The organism is Bacillus sp. CCNWLW194 (assembly GCF_037120585.1).
GTDB lineage: Bacteria > Bacillota > Bacilli > Bacillales > Bacillaceae_G > Bacillus_A > Bacillus_A basilensis.
In genome coordinates this window covers 324411-340074 of record NZ_JBBBBL010000003.1, presented here as the reverse complement: position 1 = coordinate 340074, position 15664 = coordinate 324411, and the positions used below count along the sequence as shown (strand labels likewise).

Genomic DNA, 15664 nt, shown 5'->3' with positions numbered 1-15664 from the left:
AATGGTCATCCTCTTTATTATTGATCACTTGTTTGTGTAGCTGGCTTTAATAAAAGCCAAGCGATAATTAATGTAAATACTGCTAATACGAAAGTGCTCATATAAATGACGTGTACACTTGATGCTAATGCGGATTGCGATTCGGTTACTACGTTTGCCGTAGTTCCGCCGTGTCCGCCAGATACAAGATCAAGATTTTTAATACCACGTGCATGAATCATCGTATTGAAAATTGTACCGAATATTGCAGCACCTAACGTTTGACTAAATGTATTAATAAATGTGTTTAAACCAACGGCTGTTCCGCGTGTATGAGCTGGTACGGCTGCTTGAATTGTTACCATGTAAATCGGTGTCACAAGCCCCATTCCTAATCCGAATAATCCGACTGCTACATAAATAAGGAACGATGGTGAATTTGTTGATAGTGTAAATAATAAGAACGTAGCGACTGATAAAATGCTAGCTCCAAGTAAAATAATTTGTTTCGTTTTTAATTTGCCTACTAAGTTACCAGAGAAAATAGCGCCAAATGTCCACATAACCGGGATTGGCATTAAAATAAGTCCGGCTTCTGTCGCATTTTTTCCTAATACACCTTGGCTCCAAATTGGAAGGTACATTGTAATACTAATAATCATTGCACCAGCAATAAGCGTTAATATGTTTATCGTAGATAATGTACGGTTAGAGAAAAGTGATAACGGAATTAATGGTTCCGGAGATTTTTTCTCGATGAATAAGAAAATAATGAATGAAACGACGGCAAAGATTAATAGGCCGATAATTGTTATGTCTCCCCAGTTTTGCTTGCTGCTACCTGTTAATAATGCATATAGTAGAGCGATTGTACTCAGTGAGAAGACTGTTGCACCAAGATAATCGATATGGTGTTTAGCGGGCTTAATAGATTCTTTGTAGTAAATGGCAATCATTAAGCAAGCGATAATTCCGAATGGAACGTTTAAGAAGAAAATATAACGCCAAGAAAGAGAATCCACTAAAAATCCGCCTACTAACGGTCCGATAACACCAGATACACCCCAAACGGCACTCATCCAGCCTTGTGCTTTCGCGCGGTCTTTCGCTTCGCTATATAAGTCTCCAATGATTGTCATTGTGATCGGCATAACAGCACCAGCACCTATACCTTGAAGAGCACGGAAGAAAATTAATTGTTCCATCGATGTAACGACTCCGCAAAGTGCAGAACCGACTAAAAAGATTGTAGCCCCGATTAGTAAAACTTTTTTACGACCGAATAAATCAGCGAGCTTTCCGTATATCGGAGTCGAAACAGCTGTTGCAAGCATATAAATTGCATATACCCAACTAACAAGTTCGACGCCTGACAAATCACTCGTTATACGAGGGATTGCTGTACTAACAATCGTTCCTTCTACCGCAGAAAGAAACGTCATTAGCATTAAAGACATCATGACTTTTTTTCTCATATGTTTTCCCCTTACCCTTTTTCAAATATTCAACAATATAAAATATAAAGGTACTAAGGTATATAAAGCAATAAAAAAGCACTAGGAATTTAAGGAGAATGAGCATTTGTCAGTAAGTCGATATATGTTGTTGTGGAATCGCTGATATACCTATAAAAAAAGAAACAGGAATCCCTGTTTCTTTTTTTAATACTGCATTTTCGCGTTTTCTCCAGCTGTTGTTCCGGCAATTCTACCAGTAACGAGAGCAGATGTAATATTATAGCCACCAGTATAACCGTGAATATCAAGAACTTCCCCGCAGAAGTATAGGCCATTCGTAAATTTAGAAGACATTTCTTTCGGGTTAATTTCTTTAACGGACACACCACCGCCAGTAACGAATGCTTTTTCAATTGACTGCGTACCATTTACATTCACAGTAAATTCTTTAAAGTCTTTCACAAGTGCACGAATCTTTTCGTGGGAAACTTGTCCAGCTTGTTCGCTACCGTCAATTTCATTTTTTTCTAATAAGAATAGGAAGTAACGCTCAGGAACATAACCTTTTAACACGTTTTTAATTCCCTTTTTCGGATCTTCCTTCATTTGTTTCAGCATGCGCTGGAATAGTTGTTCGCTATTTTCTTCTGGCAATGCATCAATGCTCATTTGCACTGTATTCGTTTTGAACTTTTTCAGTGCTTTCACAACGAATTGACTACAGCGAAGGGCAGCAGGACCAGATAAGCCGAAATGAGTGAAGAGCATGTCCATTTTGTGAGAAATGATAGCTTTTCCTTTCGGGTTTAATACACTTAAGTTTACGTCTCGTAAAGCGAGTCCTTGCAATGAACGGTCTCGAATAAATGGTTCGTTTGAAAGGATTGGTACTTCTGTTGGGAATAATTCTGTAATCGTATGACCACCTTTTTCAGCCCAAGCATATCCGTCTCCAGTAGAACCAGTTTGAGGAACTGATTTTCCGCCAACAGCGATAACGACGTGATTTGTTTCTAACACTTCGCCAGTCTTTAGTAAAACTGCTTTCGTTTGACCGTTCTCATATTCAATTGTTTCAACAGGTGTATTCGTACGGATTTTTACACCTAAGTCTTTTAATCGTGTTAAAAGTGCGTCTACTACCGATTGCGCTTTATTTGAAACAGGGAACATGCGGCCATGATCCTCTTCTTTCAGTTTTACACCGAGCTTTTCGAAGAATGTAATAATATCTTCATTATTAAAAATAGAAAAAGCGCTGTATAAGAAGCGACCGTTTCCTGGTATATGTTTAACAATCTCATCAAGTGGTAGACGGTTCGTTACGTTACAACGGCCACCACCAGAAATCGCAAGTTTACGCCCTAGTTTATTTCCTTTATCAAGAAGTAAGACGCTTGCGCCTTCTTCTGCAGCACCGATTGCAGCCATTAGCCCAGAAGGCCCGCCGCCGATGACAATAACATCATAATGCATAATATATCGACCTCATTTTCTACATTTCCTGCCTAAAAGAATAGCATGTTTTCCCTTAAAAGAAAAATAGAGTGAAGTACTGTTTAAGGAGAGAATTGTGGTACAATACAAAAGTTAGAGTTCAGCACTATCCTGCGATTTGTGGGCTGTAAGACTAAAACCTTAAGAGTTAGGGGAAGTCTAATAGTTCTCGAATGCTCGAATAGTTCAATTAATTATAGTTTCACTTTATGTAGATGTAGGAGGATTTTTGTATGTCCGATTCGAAATTTCTGCGCGGAACGCTCATCGTTACGCTAGGGACATTTTTAGTGAAGTTCTTAGGCATGATTTACGTCTTTCCGTTTCATGCATTAGTAGGGACAGAAGGCGGAACGCTCTATACATATGGATACATTCCATATACGATCTTTTTAAGTATTGCAACGGCAGGGGTGCCGCTTGCTGTTTCAAAATTCGTTTCCAAATATAATGCGCTTGGCGATTATAAAACGAGCCGGAGAATGTTCCGCTCGGGAATGGTTATGATGATAGTAACAGGAGTTCTTTCATTCCTAGTACTGTATATGACGGCGCCGTTGTTTGCAGAAGCAATGCTTGGTAAACAAAGTGTACACAGTAATATAGGAGAAGTTACGACGATTATTCGCCTTGTAAGTTTTGCGCTTATTGTTGTACCGGCAGCGAGTTTAATTCGTGGTTATTTCCAAGGTCATCAATCGATGGGACCGACTACTGTTTCGCAAATTATTGAACAAATTATTCGTATCGTCTTTTTATTAGCCGGTAGTTTTATCGTTATTAAAGTACTTGGCGGTACAGTTGCAACAGCAGTTGGAGTAGCGACATTTGCTGCGTTCGTTTCAGCGGTTGGAGCACTCGGCGTATTAATTTGGTACTGGTTAAAACGTAAAAAACATTTGGATCAATATTTAATTGAACAAACTGTACCAGAGTCGACAGTGAGTACCGTTCAATTGTTTAAAGAATTATTTGCATATGCGATTCCTTACGTTGTAATTGGGTTAACAATTCCTTTATATCAACAAATTGATACATTGACATTTAACTCAATTATGCAAGCGATTGGTCAAGGTGATATCGCAGAGCGAGCACTTGGTATTTTCACAATGTGGACGCATAAATTAATTATGATTCCTGTATCACTTGCGACTGCGTTTAGTTTAACGCTTGTACCAGCAATTACAAAATCATTTACTGAAAAACAATATCGTTATTTAAAGTTACAAATTACACAAACATTCCAGGCAAATATGTTCTTAACATTGCCAGCAGTTGTCGGTATTTCAACACTTGCATATCCGATTTATACTGCGTTTTACGACTCAGATCCATTAGGTGGACAAGTATTAATGTGGTATGCACCGGTTGCGTTGTTATTCGCTTTATTTACAGTAACAGCGGCAATTCTACAAGGGATTAATCAGCAAAAACATGCGATTGTCGCGCTTGTTATGGGTGTTATTTTGAAATTTGTATGTAACGTAATCTTTATTCGTTATTTCGGTACAGTAGGAGCGATTTTAGCGACCGCAGTTGGTTTCTTAGCTTCTGTTTGGTACACAAATCGACAAATTAAAAAACATGCACACTATTCATTCGGTGTTGTATATAAAAGAACATTTCAAATTGCAATATTAACACTTGTAATGGTCGTGGCGGTAAAACTATCACAATGGATTCTATCCTTCATGATTTCGCCTGATGGCCGTATGGGTGCTCTTATAACAGTTGCGATTTGTGCCGGTATTGGTGGTCTTGTTTACGGAGTGTTAGCAATTCGCACAGGAGTACTTGAAAGAGTATTTGGCGGAGAAGCGTTAGAAAAAATTCAACGTAAACTTGGCAATAGATTCAAAATAAAGTTGAAATCAAAAGGGGCGTAATTACGTCCCCTTTTCTATGATAAATAAAGAAGGTGAAAAACGTGAGATTAGATAAATTATTAGCGAATATGGGATATGGAAGTAGAAAAGAAGTAAAGAAATTATTGAAAGACGGCGTTGTGAAAATTGATGGAACGCCAGTGAAAGATGCAAAGGTTCATGTAAATGTAGAAGAACAAGAGGTTATGATTCACGGTGAAGTTGTGGAATATAAAGAGTTTGTTTACTTAATGATGCATAAACCACAGGGCGTTATTTCAGCGACTGAAGATGATAATCATGAAACGGTAATAGATTTATTAGAGTTAGAAGATGCAATCTTTGATCCGTTCCCAGTTGGACGACTTGATATTGATACGGAAGGTTTCTTATTGATAACAAATGACGGGAAGTTATCGCATCAATTGTTATCTCCGAAAAAGCATGTGCCGAAAAAATATTATGCACACGTTGCAGGAGTAGTAACAGAAGAGGATGTAAAAGAGTTTGCTAAAGGTGTTATTTTAGATGATGGTTATGAAACAAAGCCCGGTGCACTTACTATATTAAAAAGCGATGATGTTTCTGAAATCGAGCTTGTTATTACAGAAGGAAAGTTCCATCAAGTGAAGCGTATGTTTGAAGCTGTAGGAAAAAAAGTAGTCTATCTAAAGAGAACAGAGATGGGACCGTTAGTGTTAGATGAAGAGCTAGAACTTGGCGAATATCGAGAGCTATCAGATGAAGAAGTAGAGATGTTAAAAACATATCAAGTAGATACTGAGAAATAGTGCTGTTTTTAGGCGCAGAAAAGACCCCTTTCTAATGAGTTAGAAAGGGGTATGTATTTATTTACATACAATTATTTTTCGTTATGAGGTCATTCTCACTTTCTTTCCTGTTGTTGTCCACTTACCGCGGCAAGGGCTATACACGAGTTCATTAAACTGCAACACATTTAGATCACGTTGTATCGTTCGCGGTGTGATCCCGAACTCATCTACAAGGTCTTTCGTCGTTACCGTTCCGTTTTCATTGATGTACATATAAATTGATTTAATGCGTGTTAGCATACGAGTAGTTGTAGGTTTCAAGAGAAAACCACTCCTCTACTAGTTTTTTTGACCCCATTCAGGAAAGAAGGTCGTTACTACCATTGTACTCTACATGATAAAATTCATGCTTTAATCTACTTAAATTTTACAAAAGTTTAACAAATATTCATATAGAAAAATATTGGTAGTTGACATTGTATATATGGTCAGTCAACTAACACATAAAATTCTACGCAAAACGCCAAATTCCTGCAAATTTTTTTGGGAAAATAAAAGAAAAACTAATGGGAAATATCTGAAATATTACAATTGTTCGGTATTTGATTTTCGTGTATGGCATAAGAGATTTCGGTTTGTTATGATGAAAGAAACGATATAGTGAAGGATGGATGCGTGATGTCAGCAATTAATTGGACAGAAGAAGTTGCAAAACGAAAAGATGATTTAATTCGTGATACACAACAATTTTTACAAATTAAAAGTGTATGGGAAGAAGAATCGGCGAAAGAGGGCGCACCATTCGGTGAAGGTGTAGAAAAAGCGTTATCTTTCATGTTACATAAAGGAGAAGCTGAAGGTTTTGCTTCTAAAAATTTAGAAGGGTATGCAGGTCATCTTGAAATGGGACAAGGAGAAGAGTTAGTAGGTATTCTTTGTCACGTTGACGTTGTACCAGAAGGAGATGGCTGGACAACTCCTGCATATAGTGCAGATATTCGCGACGGAAAGATTTTTGCACGTGGTGCAATTGACGATAAAGGCCCAACAATGGCAGCCTATTATGCGATGAAAATTGTGAAAGAATTAGGCTTACCTCTTTCGAAACGTGTTCGTATGATTTTAGGAACAGATGAGGAAAGCAATTGGAAATGTGTAGATCATTACTTTAAAAACGAAGAAATGCCAACAATCGGTTTTGCGCCAGACGCGGACTTTCCAATTATTAATGCAGAAAAAGGAATTTCTGATATACAAGTTGTGCAAAATGATAGTGAAGAGAAGAAAGGTACATATGAACTTGTTTCATTTGAATCAGGTCGCCGTTTAAATATGGTTCCTGATTTTGCAGAAGCGATTATTACAGGAGAAGATGTAAATGCACTTACAGTAGCATATGAAGAGTATTTGCAAACTGCTAAAAAAATAGGTGAAGCAATTGTAGAAGGTAATACAGTAACATTGCAAATTAAAGGGATTTCTGCTCACGGATCTACTCCGGAGAAGGGTGAGAATGCAGGTTTATTACTGGCAAACTTCTTAACGAAAGTTGCTCTTGATGGAAAAGGTGCTTCGTTTGCATCGTTTGTAACAGAAACATTTACAGGAGATATTTTAGGAGAGAAAGCTGGTATTTCTTATAAAGATGATATTAGCGGTCCGTTAACAGTGAATGTCGGTCGCCTTTCTTATACGAAAGAGAACGGTGGTAATTTAGGATTAAATGTACGTTACCCGGTTACAACTAACTTTGAAGAAATGATTACGAATTTAAAAGAATATGTTGGTACTCATGGATTTGAAGTGGCGGATTATTCAAACTCTCGCCCGCATCACGTCGATAAAGATCACGTGTTAATTCGTACGCTGCAACGTGTATACGAAGAACAAACAGGCGAGAAAGCGGAACTATTAGCAATCGGCGGTGGTACTTACGCTCGTTCATTAAAAGCTGGTGTTGCATTTGGCCCGCTATTCCCTGGAAAAGAAGAACTTGCTCATCAAAAAGATGAGTATATTGAAATTGAAGACTTATTAAAAGCAACAGCAATTTACGCGCAAGCAATTCATGAATTAGCGAAATAATGGATATATAAATAATGACCGCTCTCTATTTTGGAGGGCGGCTTCTTTTTACCTGAATGAGATAAGAAAGAAAAGCAACAATAGAAAGAAGGAGAAGATGTACATGGAGCCACATTATTTTGTCGCGATTACGTTACCAAATCATATAAAAGAAGTGCTGTCTAACTATAGAGAGGAAATGCAGGAGGAATTACCATTTCGTTCGTGGGTACATAAAGAAGACTATCATATTACCCTTTCATTTTTAGGTAGTGCGACAGAGGAACAATTAGAAGGAATAAAGAATGGATTACAAACACTTGCAGAAACAGAGGAACTATCGTTCACGTTACAAGGATTTTCAACGTTCGGTATGGAAGATAGGCCGCGTATTTTTTGGGCAAAGGTAAGCGAGAATCAAAATTTGTTTCTATTACAAAAGCAAGTGCACGCTATTTGTGAAGGGAATGGATTTTCTTTAGAAAAGCGCCCGTATCATCCGCATATTACTGTTGCTCGTAAATGGGTAGGAGAAGAAAAGTATGATTTAGAACATATAAAGGAAATGCCTGAAATATCATTTCAAGCGGATACGATTACTTTATACGAATCTCACGTGAAGGAGGCACCGAAGTATAAAGCGATTGCTGAAATAAAATTACAAAAATAGAATGTATGAAAACGTTTTTTATACAGGTGAATATACTATAGAGAATAATGTGTTACTGTATAGGGCTTCGCTGGTAAGAAAAGCCTTATCATTTGCAGCTCGTTTCATTTTAACTTTAAGAATGATGGTGATTTTTTTATGTTGAAAGTAAAACGTCCATTTGAGGCCTATTTAGATGAAATGAATAAAATTACAATTTTGCTCCCACATGCGTATGGAACAAGTCGGACATTTCGTTTACAAGAAGGAAGTAACGTGAAAGATTTACCGATTGCTCATACGATTGCGCTTCCGGATGCAACGAAGTATGAGTGCTTTATAGAAGAGCCGCTAGATGTGGGGAAGTATTATACAGTACGAGATGAACGGAATGAAGAAACAGATTTACAAATAGGTGCTGTCATAAGAACAGCGATTTTTGATGAAAAGTATTATTACGAAGGTAGAGATTTAGGGGCCGTGTATCAAAAAGAAGCAACTACATTTAAAGTATGGGCTCCAACTGCGAGGCTTGCGAAAGTAAGGATTTATAAAAGTGATAAAGAATATAACGATTATGAAATGTACAGAGGGGAAAATGGGGTATGGGCTCATACGTTACAAGGCGATTTAGCCGGAGCAAAGTATACATTTCTTGTTTGTATTAATTTAATATGGAATGAAGCAGTGGACCCTTACACAAAATCAGTGACTGTAAATGGGAAGTACGGCGTTGTTATCGATTTGGAAAAGACAAATGTAACAAAAAGAGAGCAATTACCACCATTACAAGCAATGACAGATGTCATATTGTATGAACTGCATATTCGTGATGCTACTATTCATCAGGGCAGTGGAGTGAGTAAAAAAGGAACATATAAAGGGCTAATGGAAGAAGGAACAACAGGGCGAAATGGGACGTTAACAGGTTTGTCTCATATAAAAGATTTGGGTGTTACACATGTTGAACTATTGCCTTTATTTTGTTTCGGTGGTGTAGATGAGGCGAATCCTTCCTCTGCATATAATTGGGGTTACAATCCATTATATTACAATGCGCCTACGGGATTTTATGCTACAAACCCTTCCGACCCGTATAACAGGATCATAGAGTGTAAACAGTTGATTGAAACATTTCATGAGCACGGCATTAGGGTGATTATAGATGTTGTATATAATCATGTGTATGAAAGAGAGTTATCATCATTTGAAAAGCTTGTCCCAGGATATTATTTTCGTCATGGTGAAAATGGTATGCCTTCTAATGGGACGGGAGTCGGAAATGATGTAGCATCTGAACGGAAAATGATGAGGAAATTCATTGTAGAGTCTATTTTATATTGGCTTACGGAATACAATGTTGATGGATTCCGGTTCGATTTAATGGGTATTTTAGATGTTGATACAATAAATATAATAGAAAAAGAAGTGCGAAACATAAAGAAAGATGCATTGTTATTAGGAGAAGGATGGGATTTACAAACACCACTTCCTGGCGAAGAAAAAGCAACGTTAAATAATGCAAAGAAAATGCCGTATATTGCGCAATTTAATGATCAATTTCGTGATGGGATAAAAGGGAGTACCTTTCATATAAATAAACGTGGTTTTGCATTTGGTGGGCATGTAGACTGTAATCATTTGCAGTATATAGCATCAGGAAGCCTTTTGAGTATGAAAGAAACAGGTTTGTTTCTAGAGCCTGTGCAAAGCATTAACTATGTAGAATGTCATGACAATATGACGATGTGGGATAAATTAATGCGCAGTAATGAAGAGTCAGAAGAGATTTTGAAAAAACGTCACCTGCTAGCAACTGCAATGGTGATTCTGTCGCAAGGTATCCCTTTCTTACATGCTGGGCAAGAGTTTTATCGTACGAAGCAAGGAAATGAAAATAGTTATAATGCAAATGATGAAATTAATCAATTAGATTGGGATCGAAAAGAGAAAGAGAAAGAGACCGTTAACTATATAAAAGGTTTAATTGCGATTCGTAAAGAGCATGGAGCATTCCGATTACAAAACGCAGACCTTATAAAAAAGTACATGACTTTTTTGCAAACATCTCCAGAAGTACTGGCATACCATCTAGAGCATGCAGAAACGTTTGGACCGTGGAAAGAGATTGTAGTTTTATTTAATAGCGGTTTAGAAGCTAAAACGGTGCAACTTCCGAAAGAAGAAACATGGCATGTGTTAGTAAACGAAAAGCAAGCGAAAATAGAGCCAATTTCTTCATTTAGAGGAAAGGAACTTAGGCTGGCTCCAATTAGCACGTATATATTGACGATAATGTGACAAATCGCTACTTGACGATGAGAATGTAATAAATGTAGAATTGACAAAGGTGACGATTTTGATAAGTTGTCATTCTAGGACTGGTTTTGTAAAATAATAGAGAGTTTTTGGCTTATGCCAAATTTTCTTTTCATTTACAGTAAAATATATATGAATCCACAACATGTGTAGAAATGTTGCGGTTTTTCTTTTCATAACTATAAAAGATAAGGATTTGTTAACGGGTAATGAATATGGAATGGTTGGAACAATTATTAGGAAAAGAGTGGAGTCTTGTACCGGCTGGTGGAGTAACGGGCGATGCATATATTGCGCAAAACGGACAACAGAAGTTATTTTTAAAGCGGAATACATCGCCCTTTTTAGCGGTATTGTCAGCAGAAGGAATTGTTCCAAAATTACTTTGGACAAGAAGGGTAACAAACGGTGATGTAATTTCTGCTCAAAAATGGCTTCCGGGACAGAAGCTAGAGCCAGAGGATATGAAACTAGAACGTGTTGCAAAACTTTTGAAGAAAATACACTCCTCTAAAGCACTTGTACAGATGATTCAAAGACTTGGGAAGCAGCCGCTTCACGCACAAGAGTTATTACAACAACTGCAACTCGTTTTAAGAGGAGATATAAGGGATGATGAAACAATTCAGCAAGGGCTTCAATATTTAATGGATTCATTAAAAGATATTGAATACAATGAATTCGTTGTATGCCATTGTGATGTAAACCATAACAACTGGCTATTGTCGAATGAAGATGAGTTGTTTTTAATTGATTGGGATGGAGCTGTAATTGCTGACCCAGCTTTAGACCTTGGTATGTTATTATATTGGTACATTCCGCGCCATGAATGGAGTGAGTGGCTCGGTTATTATGATATTGAAATGGATGAATCGCTGTTTAGGCGTATGAGATGGTATGTGATAGCACAAACGATTTTGTCGATTCAATGGCATACAACAAAAAAGCAGCAAGCAGAAGCTGAATATTGGCATCAATATTTACAGCAACTACTTGCTTCAGAGTAATACTTAAGAAAAATTGTCCATTCCAGCAATCCACTGAGTAAGTTGTTCTTGATTATTGGAAATGTGGTTGTCCAAATTAGAGGAAGATTTACCCGATTGACTATAAGAATATACATCGTTTAGCATTGTTTTAGCGTCACTACTTATATTATCGTTTGCGAGTAACGATTGAATGAGACGCTCTAATTGCTCGCATTCAGAAACTGTCCCGCAACAATCACTTTGGTGATTGACTAAAATATCTTTCAGCACTTCTAATTGATGTTGTTGATTAATTGGCATGAACGGATCATCCTTTCGATTGTTTTTCTCTTCTCGGAATGTAAGAGAAAAAGCTGCTTCGTCATGGAATGTTTAATGCTGTATGTAGTTTTTATCAAAATGGTACATCTTATACTTGAAAGAAACGGACCGAGTGCTCGTACGTACTTGGTTTTTTGTTTGATAGATTGATTAAAACAGAAAGAAGGAATTATTCCTTTAAAATAGTTTTGTAAAGAGAGGGAGACATCTATGCGTTTAAGACATAAACCGTATGCAATGGATCGAATTAATGAGTATTCTCACATCGTAATTGGAAACCCAGAGGAGCGCGCTGGTAACTGGAAAGAAGTATTTGGAAATGAACAACCAATTCATATTGAAGTAGGTACAGGTCGTGGCCGCTTTATGTATGATATGGCAAAAGCGAATCCACATATTAATTATATTGGAATTGAAAAATTCACAAGTGTTGTTGTAGATGCACTTGATAAATTAATTGAAGAAGAAGTACCGAACTTAAAGTTAATTAATAAAGATGCTGAAGATTTAACAGTTTTCTTTGCAAAAGGTGAGATTGATCGCGTTTATTTAAACTTCTCAGATCCATGGCCAAAGAAACGTCATACGAAGCGTCGTTTAACGTATAAAACGTTTTTACGCAATTATGAAGAAGTGTTAGTAGAAGGCGGAGAAATTCATTTCAAAACAGATAACCAAGGTTTATTTGAATATTCTATTATGAGTATGGCTGAGTACGGTATGTTACTAACTTACTTAAGCTTAGATCTTCATAACAGCGACTTTGAAGGTAACATCATGACTGAATACGAAGAGAAATTCTCTAGTAAAGGTCATCGTATTTACCGAGTAGAAGCAAAATATCGCACAGAGCCTATGCAGTAATGCGTAGGTTTTTTTGTATCTAAAATAATCAGAATTTTATGTTAGTATTGAAAGAAAAGGGGGATGAAAAATGGAACAGTTACAAATTGGAGATATAAAAGTGACGTGGCTAAAGGGCGGGAACACACATTTAGATGGAGGAGCAATGTTTGGCGTTGTACCGAAAGTACTTTGGTCACGTAAATATAAACATAATGATACAAATCATATTTATTTACGAACAGATCCGTTACTTTTGCAAACGAAAGACGGTAATATGCTCATTGATTCTGGAATAGGAAACGGTAAATTGAATGAGAAGATGAAGCGAAATCAAGGTGTAACGGAAGAATCAACGGTTTATGAATCATTAGAAAAACTAGGATTAAAGCCTGAAGATATTCGCTACGTTTTAATGACGCATCTTCATTTTGATCATGCATCTGGTTTAACGAAATGGGAAGGTGATCAACTTGTACCAACGTTTCCGAATGCGAAAGTTTATGTAAGTGAAACAGAGTGGAATGAAATGAGGAACCCAAATATTAGATCCCGTAATACGTATTGGAAGGAAAATTGGGAGCCAATTGTAGATCAAGTTGTTACGTTTCAGCAAGAAATAAAAATTACGAATGAAATAAAAATGGCGCATACAGGTGGTCATAGTGATGGACATGCAGTTATTGCTTTAGAAAGTAAAGGGGAAACGATGCTGCATTTAGCAGACCTATTGCCGACGCACGCACATCAAAATGTATTATGGGTAATGGCTTATGATGATTATCCGATGACATCGATTGAGAATAAGCAAAAGTGGATGAAGTACGGCGCTGAAAAAGATGCATGGTTTACGTTTTACCATGACGCATATTACCGTGCAGTAAAGTGGAATGAGGAAGGGCATATTGTAGAAAAGATAGAGAGAAAAACGAGTATAGAAGCATAAAAATAGGAGGTTGTTCCAGAATATTTGTTGGAGCAGCCTCTTTTTAGCGTCGGCTTTTGCCGGTAATTCGATAAAATGGGGTAATCGCTGATATAAATCGAGTTGCGCCGATAAATTTCAATCACTATCTACAATTAAAAAATAAGAGGTTCACCTAATGGGAACCCTCCTTTTTATGCTGCTATAACCTCTAAAACAGTACCTGTTTTAGCATCAACTAAAAATTCAAATCGTTCTTGTATATCATCTAACATTGTTGTAAGACCGCCGCGATAAACTTCGTATGCGACATCATATTTTTCAAATGTCTCTGGAACCATATGTACCCAAGAGCCAGTAATTTCACCTTTATGACTTAATGCTTGTTTCACCATTTTCAATGCTTTTTCTGAAGAAATATGGGATTGTTCTTGTACTTTGTTTGCAACGAAATAACCAGCTGCGAACCCAACGCCAAGACCTGCTACTAAACCTTTCCAGCTCATATATTCACCTCAATTCTATAAAATAAAAATAGTGTACCGATAATAATTATAAAGCAAATACAGTTAAAAAAGAAGAAACTAGAAACATTTCGAAAATTTCGTTACAATAAAAGAGGTATTCTACTAAGGTTTGAAAGAAGGGGACTTCGTGAATAAAGAGACATTACAATTATTTCGTACGTTAACAGAATTACAAGGTGCGTCAGGTTTTGAACATGACGTACGCCGTTTTATGAAGCAAGAATTAAGCAAATATGCTGATGAAATTGTACAAGACGGTTTAGGTAGCGTATTTGGTCTGAAAAAAGGGGACGAAACTGGCCCACGTGTTCTTGTAGCAGGTCATATGGATGAAGTAGGTTTCATGATTACGCAAATTACGAAAAACGGAATGCTTCGTTTTCAACCGTTAGGCGGCTGGTGGAGCCAAGTTCTATTAGCGCAGCGCGTACAAGTGATGACGAAGAATGGTCCTGTTATTGGGATTGTTGGGTCTATCCCTCCTCATTTATTAAGTGACGCGCAACGTGCAAAACCGATGGATATAAAAAACATGTTAATTGATATAGGTGCAGATAGCTATGAAGATGCGATTGAAATTGGTGTAAAACCAGGACAACAAATCGTGCCAATCTGCCCGTTTACGCCGATGGCAAACGAAAAGAAAATTATGGCGAAAGCTTGGGACAACCGTTACGGATGTGGCCTTGCAATCGAATTACTAAAAGAATTAAAAGACGAAACATTACCAAACACATTATACTCTGGAGCGACTGTACAAGAAGAAGTTGGTCTTCGCGGGGCACAAACTGCTGCAAATATGATTCAACCAGATATTTTCTATGCGCTTGATGCAAGTCCAGCAAACGATGCATCTGGTGATAAAACGCAGTTCGGTCAATTAGGAAAAGGTGCTCTTCTTCGTATTTACGATCGTACGATGGTAACACATAGAGGAATGCGTGAATTCATTTTAGATACAGCAGAAACACACAACATTCCGTACCAATACTTTATTTCACAAGGCGGTACAGATGCGGGACGTGTACATACAAGTAACTCAGGTATCCCATCAGCAGTAATTGGTGTTTGCGCACGTTACATTCATACACATGCTTCTATTTTACATGTTGATGATTATGCAGCAGCAAAAGAACTAATTACGAAGCTTGTAAGAGCAACGGATAAAACGACGTTAGAGACAATTAAGAATAACGCGTAAGGAAGAAGGGCTGAAGAGCCTTTCTTTTTTTGGATTGAAGAGATGACCCATCGGTGTGTGGTGGTGGTGGTCAGTGCCTAACATGTGCTCGAATGATGTGTTAAGACCGCGGGTAGGAAGAAAGAAGAAGCCTGTTTTTGTGTTTAGGACCAGTAATATTGTGGAAATCCACCTTCTTTTATAGGTAGAAGGGATTCCCCGGTGGTGTGTGATAGTGGTTGGTGCCTAATTCGTACCCGAAGCGGATGTTAGAAC

At 37.5% G+C, this 15664-nt stretch carries 14 protein-coding genes; 9 read left to right on the top strand and 5 right to left on the bottom strand.

Going from position 1 to position 15664, the window contains the following annotated elements; all coding sequences use genetic code 11:
- Nucleotides 1–17: 17 nt before the first annotated feature.
- Together V7S50_RS08255 and V7S50_RS08250 are read right to left on the bottom strand one after the other, a co-directional pair.
- Nucleotides 18–1454 carry an MDR family MFS transporter gene (locus V7S50_RS08255; RefSeq protein WP_242252437.1) on the bottom strand — a complete coding sequence of 479 codons (1437 nt, stop codon included), beginning with the start codon at nt 1452–1454 and terminating at the stop codon, nt 18–20.
- A gap of 186 nt (nt 1455–1640) precedes the next feature.
- Nucleotides 1641–2912 carry an NAD(P)/FAD-dependent oxidoreductase gene (locus V7S50_RS08250; RefSeq protein ID WP_242252438.1) on the bottom strand — a complete coding sequence of 424 codons (1272 nt, stop codon included), beginning with the start codon at nt 2910–2912 and terminating at the stop codon, nt 1641–1643.
- A 254-nt stretch (nt 2913–3166) separates the two neighbouring features.
- Between V7S50_RS08250 and V7S50_RS08245 the strand changes: the two genes are divergently transcribed.
- A complete protein-coding gene (locus V7S50_RS08245) occupies nt 3167–4819 on the top strand; it encodes a putative polysaccharide biosynthesis protein (RefSeq protein WP_063222441.1) in 1653 nt (550 codons plus the stop codon).
- A gap of 41 nt (nt 4820–4860) precedes the next feature.
- The gene (locus V7S50_RS08240; protein ID WP_060632590.1) at nt 4861–5589 is read left to right on the top strand and encodes a pseudouridine synthase; all 729 of its coding nucleotides are present in this window, start codon (nt 4861–4863) and stop codon (nt 5587–5589) included.
- Nucleotides 5590–5670: 81 nt separating this feature from the next.
- On the opposite strand, the gene V7S50_RS08235 is transcribed toward V7S50_RS08240, so the two are convergent.
- A complete protein-coding gene (locus tag V7S50_RS08235; protein WP_000805512.1) occupies nt 5671–5892 on the bottom strand; it encodes a DeoR family transcriptional regulator in 222 nt (73 codons plus the stop codon).
- A 357-nt stretch (nt 5893–6249) separates the two neighbouring features.
- On the opposite strand from V7S50_RS08235, the gene pepV reads away from it, so the two are divergent.
- The 4 genes from pepV to V7S50_RS08215 all read left to right on the top strand — a co-directional run bounded on the left by pepV (nt 6250) and on the right by V7S50_RS08215 (nt 11610).
- Complete coding sequence (gene pepV, locus V7S50_RS08230) at nt 6250–7656, top strand: dipeptidase PepV (protein ID WP_242252440.1); 1407 nt, start codon at nt 6250–6252, stop codon at nt 7654–7656.
- Between the two features lie 103 nt (nt 7657–7759).
- Complete coding sequence (gene thpR, locus V7S50_RS08225) at nt 7760–8305, top strand: RNA 2',3'-cyclic phosphodiesterase (protein ID WP_242252442.1); 546 nt, start codon at nt 7760–7762, stop codon at nt 8303–8305.
- A gap of 138 nt (nt 8306–8443) precedes the next feature.
- The gene (pulA, locus tag V7S50_RS08220; protein WP_242252444.1) at nt 8444–10585 is read left to right on the top strand and encodes a type I pullulanase; all 2142 of its coding nucleotides are present in this window, start codon (nt 8444–8446) and stop codon (nt 10583–10585) included.
- Between the two features lie 227 nt (nt 10586–10812).
- A complete protein-coding gene (locus tag V7S50_RS08215) occupies nt 10813–11610 on the top strand; it encodes a phosphotransferase family protein (protein WP_242252445.1) in 798 nt (265 codons plus the stop codon).
- Between the two features lie 3 nt (nt 11611–11613).
- On the opposite strand, the gene V7S50_RS08210 is transcribed toward V7S50_RS08215, so the two are convergent.
- A complete protein-coding gene (locus V7S50_RS08210; protein WP_001122235.1) occupies nt 11614–11892 on the bottom strand; it encodes a YtzH-like family protein in 279 nt (92 codons plus the stop codon).
- A 231-nt stretch (nt 11893–12123) separates the two neighbouring features.
- Here V7S50_RS08210 and trmB point away from each other — a divergent pair, with 231 nt between their 5' ends.
- Together trmB and V7S50_RS08200 are read left to right on the top strand one after the other, a co-directional pair.
- A complete protein-coding gene (gene trmB, locus V7S50_RS08205; RefSeq protein WP_060632584.1) occupies nt 12124–12777 on the top strand; it encodes a tRNA (guanosine(46)-N7)-methyltransferase TrmB in 654 nt (217 codons plus the stop codon).
- 70 nt (nt 12778–12847) lie between these two features.
- Nucleotides 12848–13702 carry a YtnP family quorum-quenching lactonase gene (locus V7S50_RS08200; RefSeq protein ID WP_242252446.1) on the top strand — a complete coding sequence of 285 codons (855 nt, stop codon included), beginning with the start codon at nt 12848–12850 and terminating at the stop codon, nt 13700–13702.
- A 173-nt stretch (nt 13703–13875) separates the two neighbouring features.
- Here V7S50_RS08200 and V7S50_RS08195 read toward each other — a convergent pair whose 3' ends face one another.
- Nucleotides 13876–14187: a PepSY domain-containing protein gene (locus tag V7S50_RS08195; protein WP_000118537.1), complete on the bottom strand. Its 312-nt coding sequence runs from the start codon at nt 14185–14187 to the stop codon at nt 13876–13878.
- Nucleotides 14188–14335: 148 nt separating this feature from the next.
- Between V7S50_RS08195 and V7S50_RS08190 the strand changes: the two genes are divergently transcribed.
- Nucleotides 14336–15409, top strand: coding sequence for a M42 family metallopeptidase (locus tag V7S50_RS08190; RefSeq protein ID WP_242252448.1), 1074 nt, complete (start codon nt 14336–14338; stop codon nt 15407–15409).
- Nucleotides 15410–15664 lie beyond the last annotated feature (255 nt).

Coding starts and splice junctions, on each gene's coding strand:
- V7S50_RS08255 (WP_242252437.1), bottom strand. CDS start 1,454: ATGAGAAAAAAAGTCATGATGTCTTTAATGCTAATGACGTTTCTTTCT.
- V7S50_RS08250 (WP_242252438.1), bottom strand. CDS start 2,912: ATGCATTATGATGTTATTGTCATCGGCGGCGGGCCTTCTGGGCTAATG.
- V7S50_RS08245 (WP_063222441.1), top strand. CDS start 3,167: ATGTCCGATTCGAAATTTCTGCGCGGAACGCTCATCGTTACGCTAGGG.
- pepV (WP_242252440.1), top strand. CDS start 6,250: ATGTCAGCAATTAATTGGACAGAAGAAGTTGCAAAACGAAAAGATGAT.
- thpR (WP_242252442.1), top strand. CDS start 7,760: ATGGAGCCACATTATTTTGTCGCGATTACGTTACCAAATCATATAAAA.
- pulA (WP_242252444.1), top strand. CDS start 8,444: ATGTTGAAAGTAAAACGTCCATTTGAGGCCTATTTAGATGAAATGAAT.
- V7S50_RS08215 (WP_242252445.1), top strand. CDS start 10,813: ATGAATATGGAATGGTTGGAACAATTATTAGGAAAAGAGTGGAGTCTT.
- V7S50_RS08210 (WP_001122235.1), bottom strand. CDS start 11,892: ATGCCAATTAATCAACAACATCAATTAGAAGTGCTGAAAGATATTTTA.
- trmB (WP_060632584.1), top strand. CDS start 12,124: ATGCGTTTAAGACATAAACCGTATGCAATGGATCGAATTAATGAGTAT.
- V7S50_RS08200 (WP_242252446.1), top strand. CDS start 12,848: ATGGAACAGTTACAAATTGGAGATATAAAAGTGACGTGGCTAAAGGGC.
- V7S50_RS08195 (WP_000118537.1), bottom strand. CDS start 14,187: ATGAGCTGGAAAGGTTTAGTAGCAGGTCTTGGCGTTGGGTTCGCAGCT.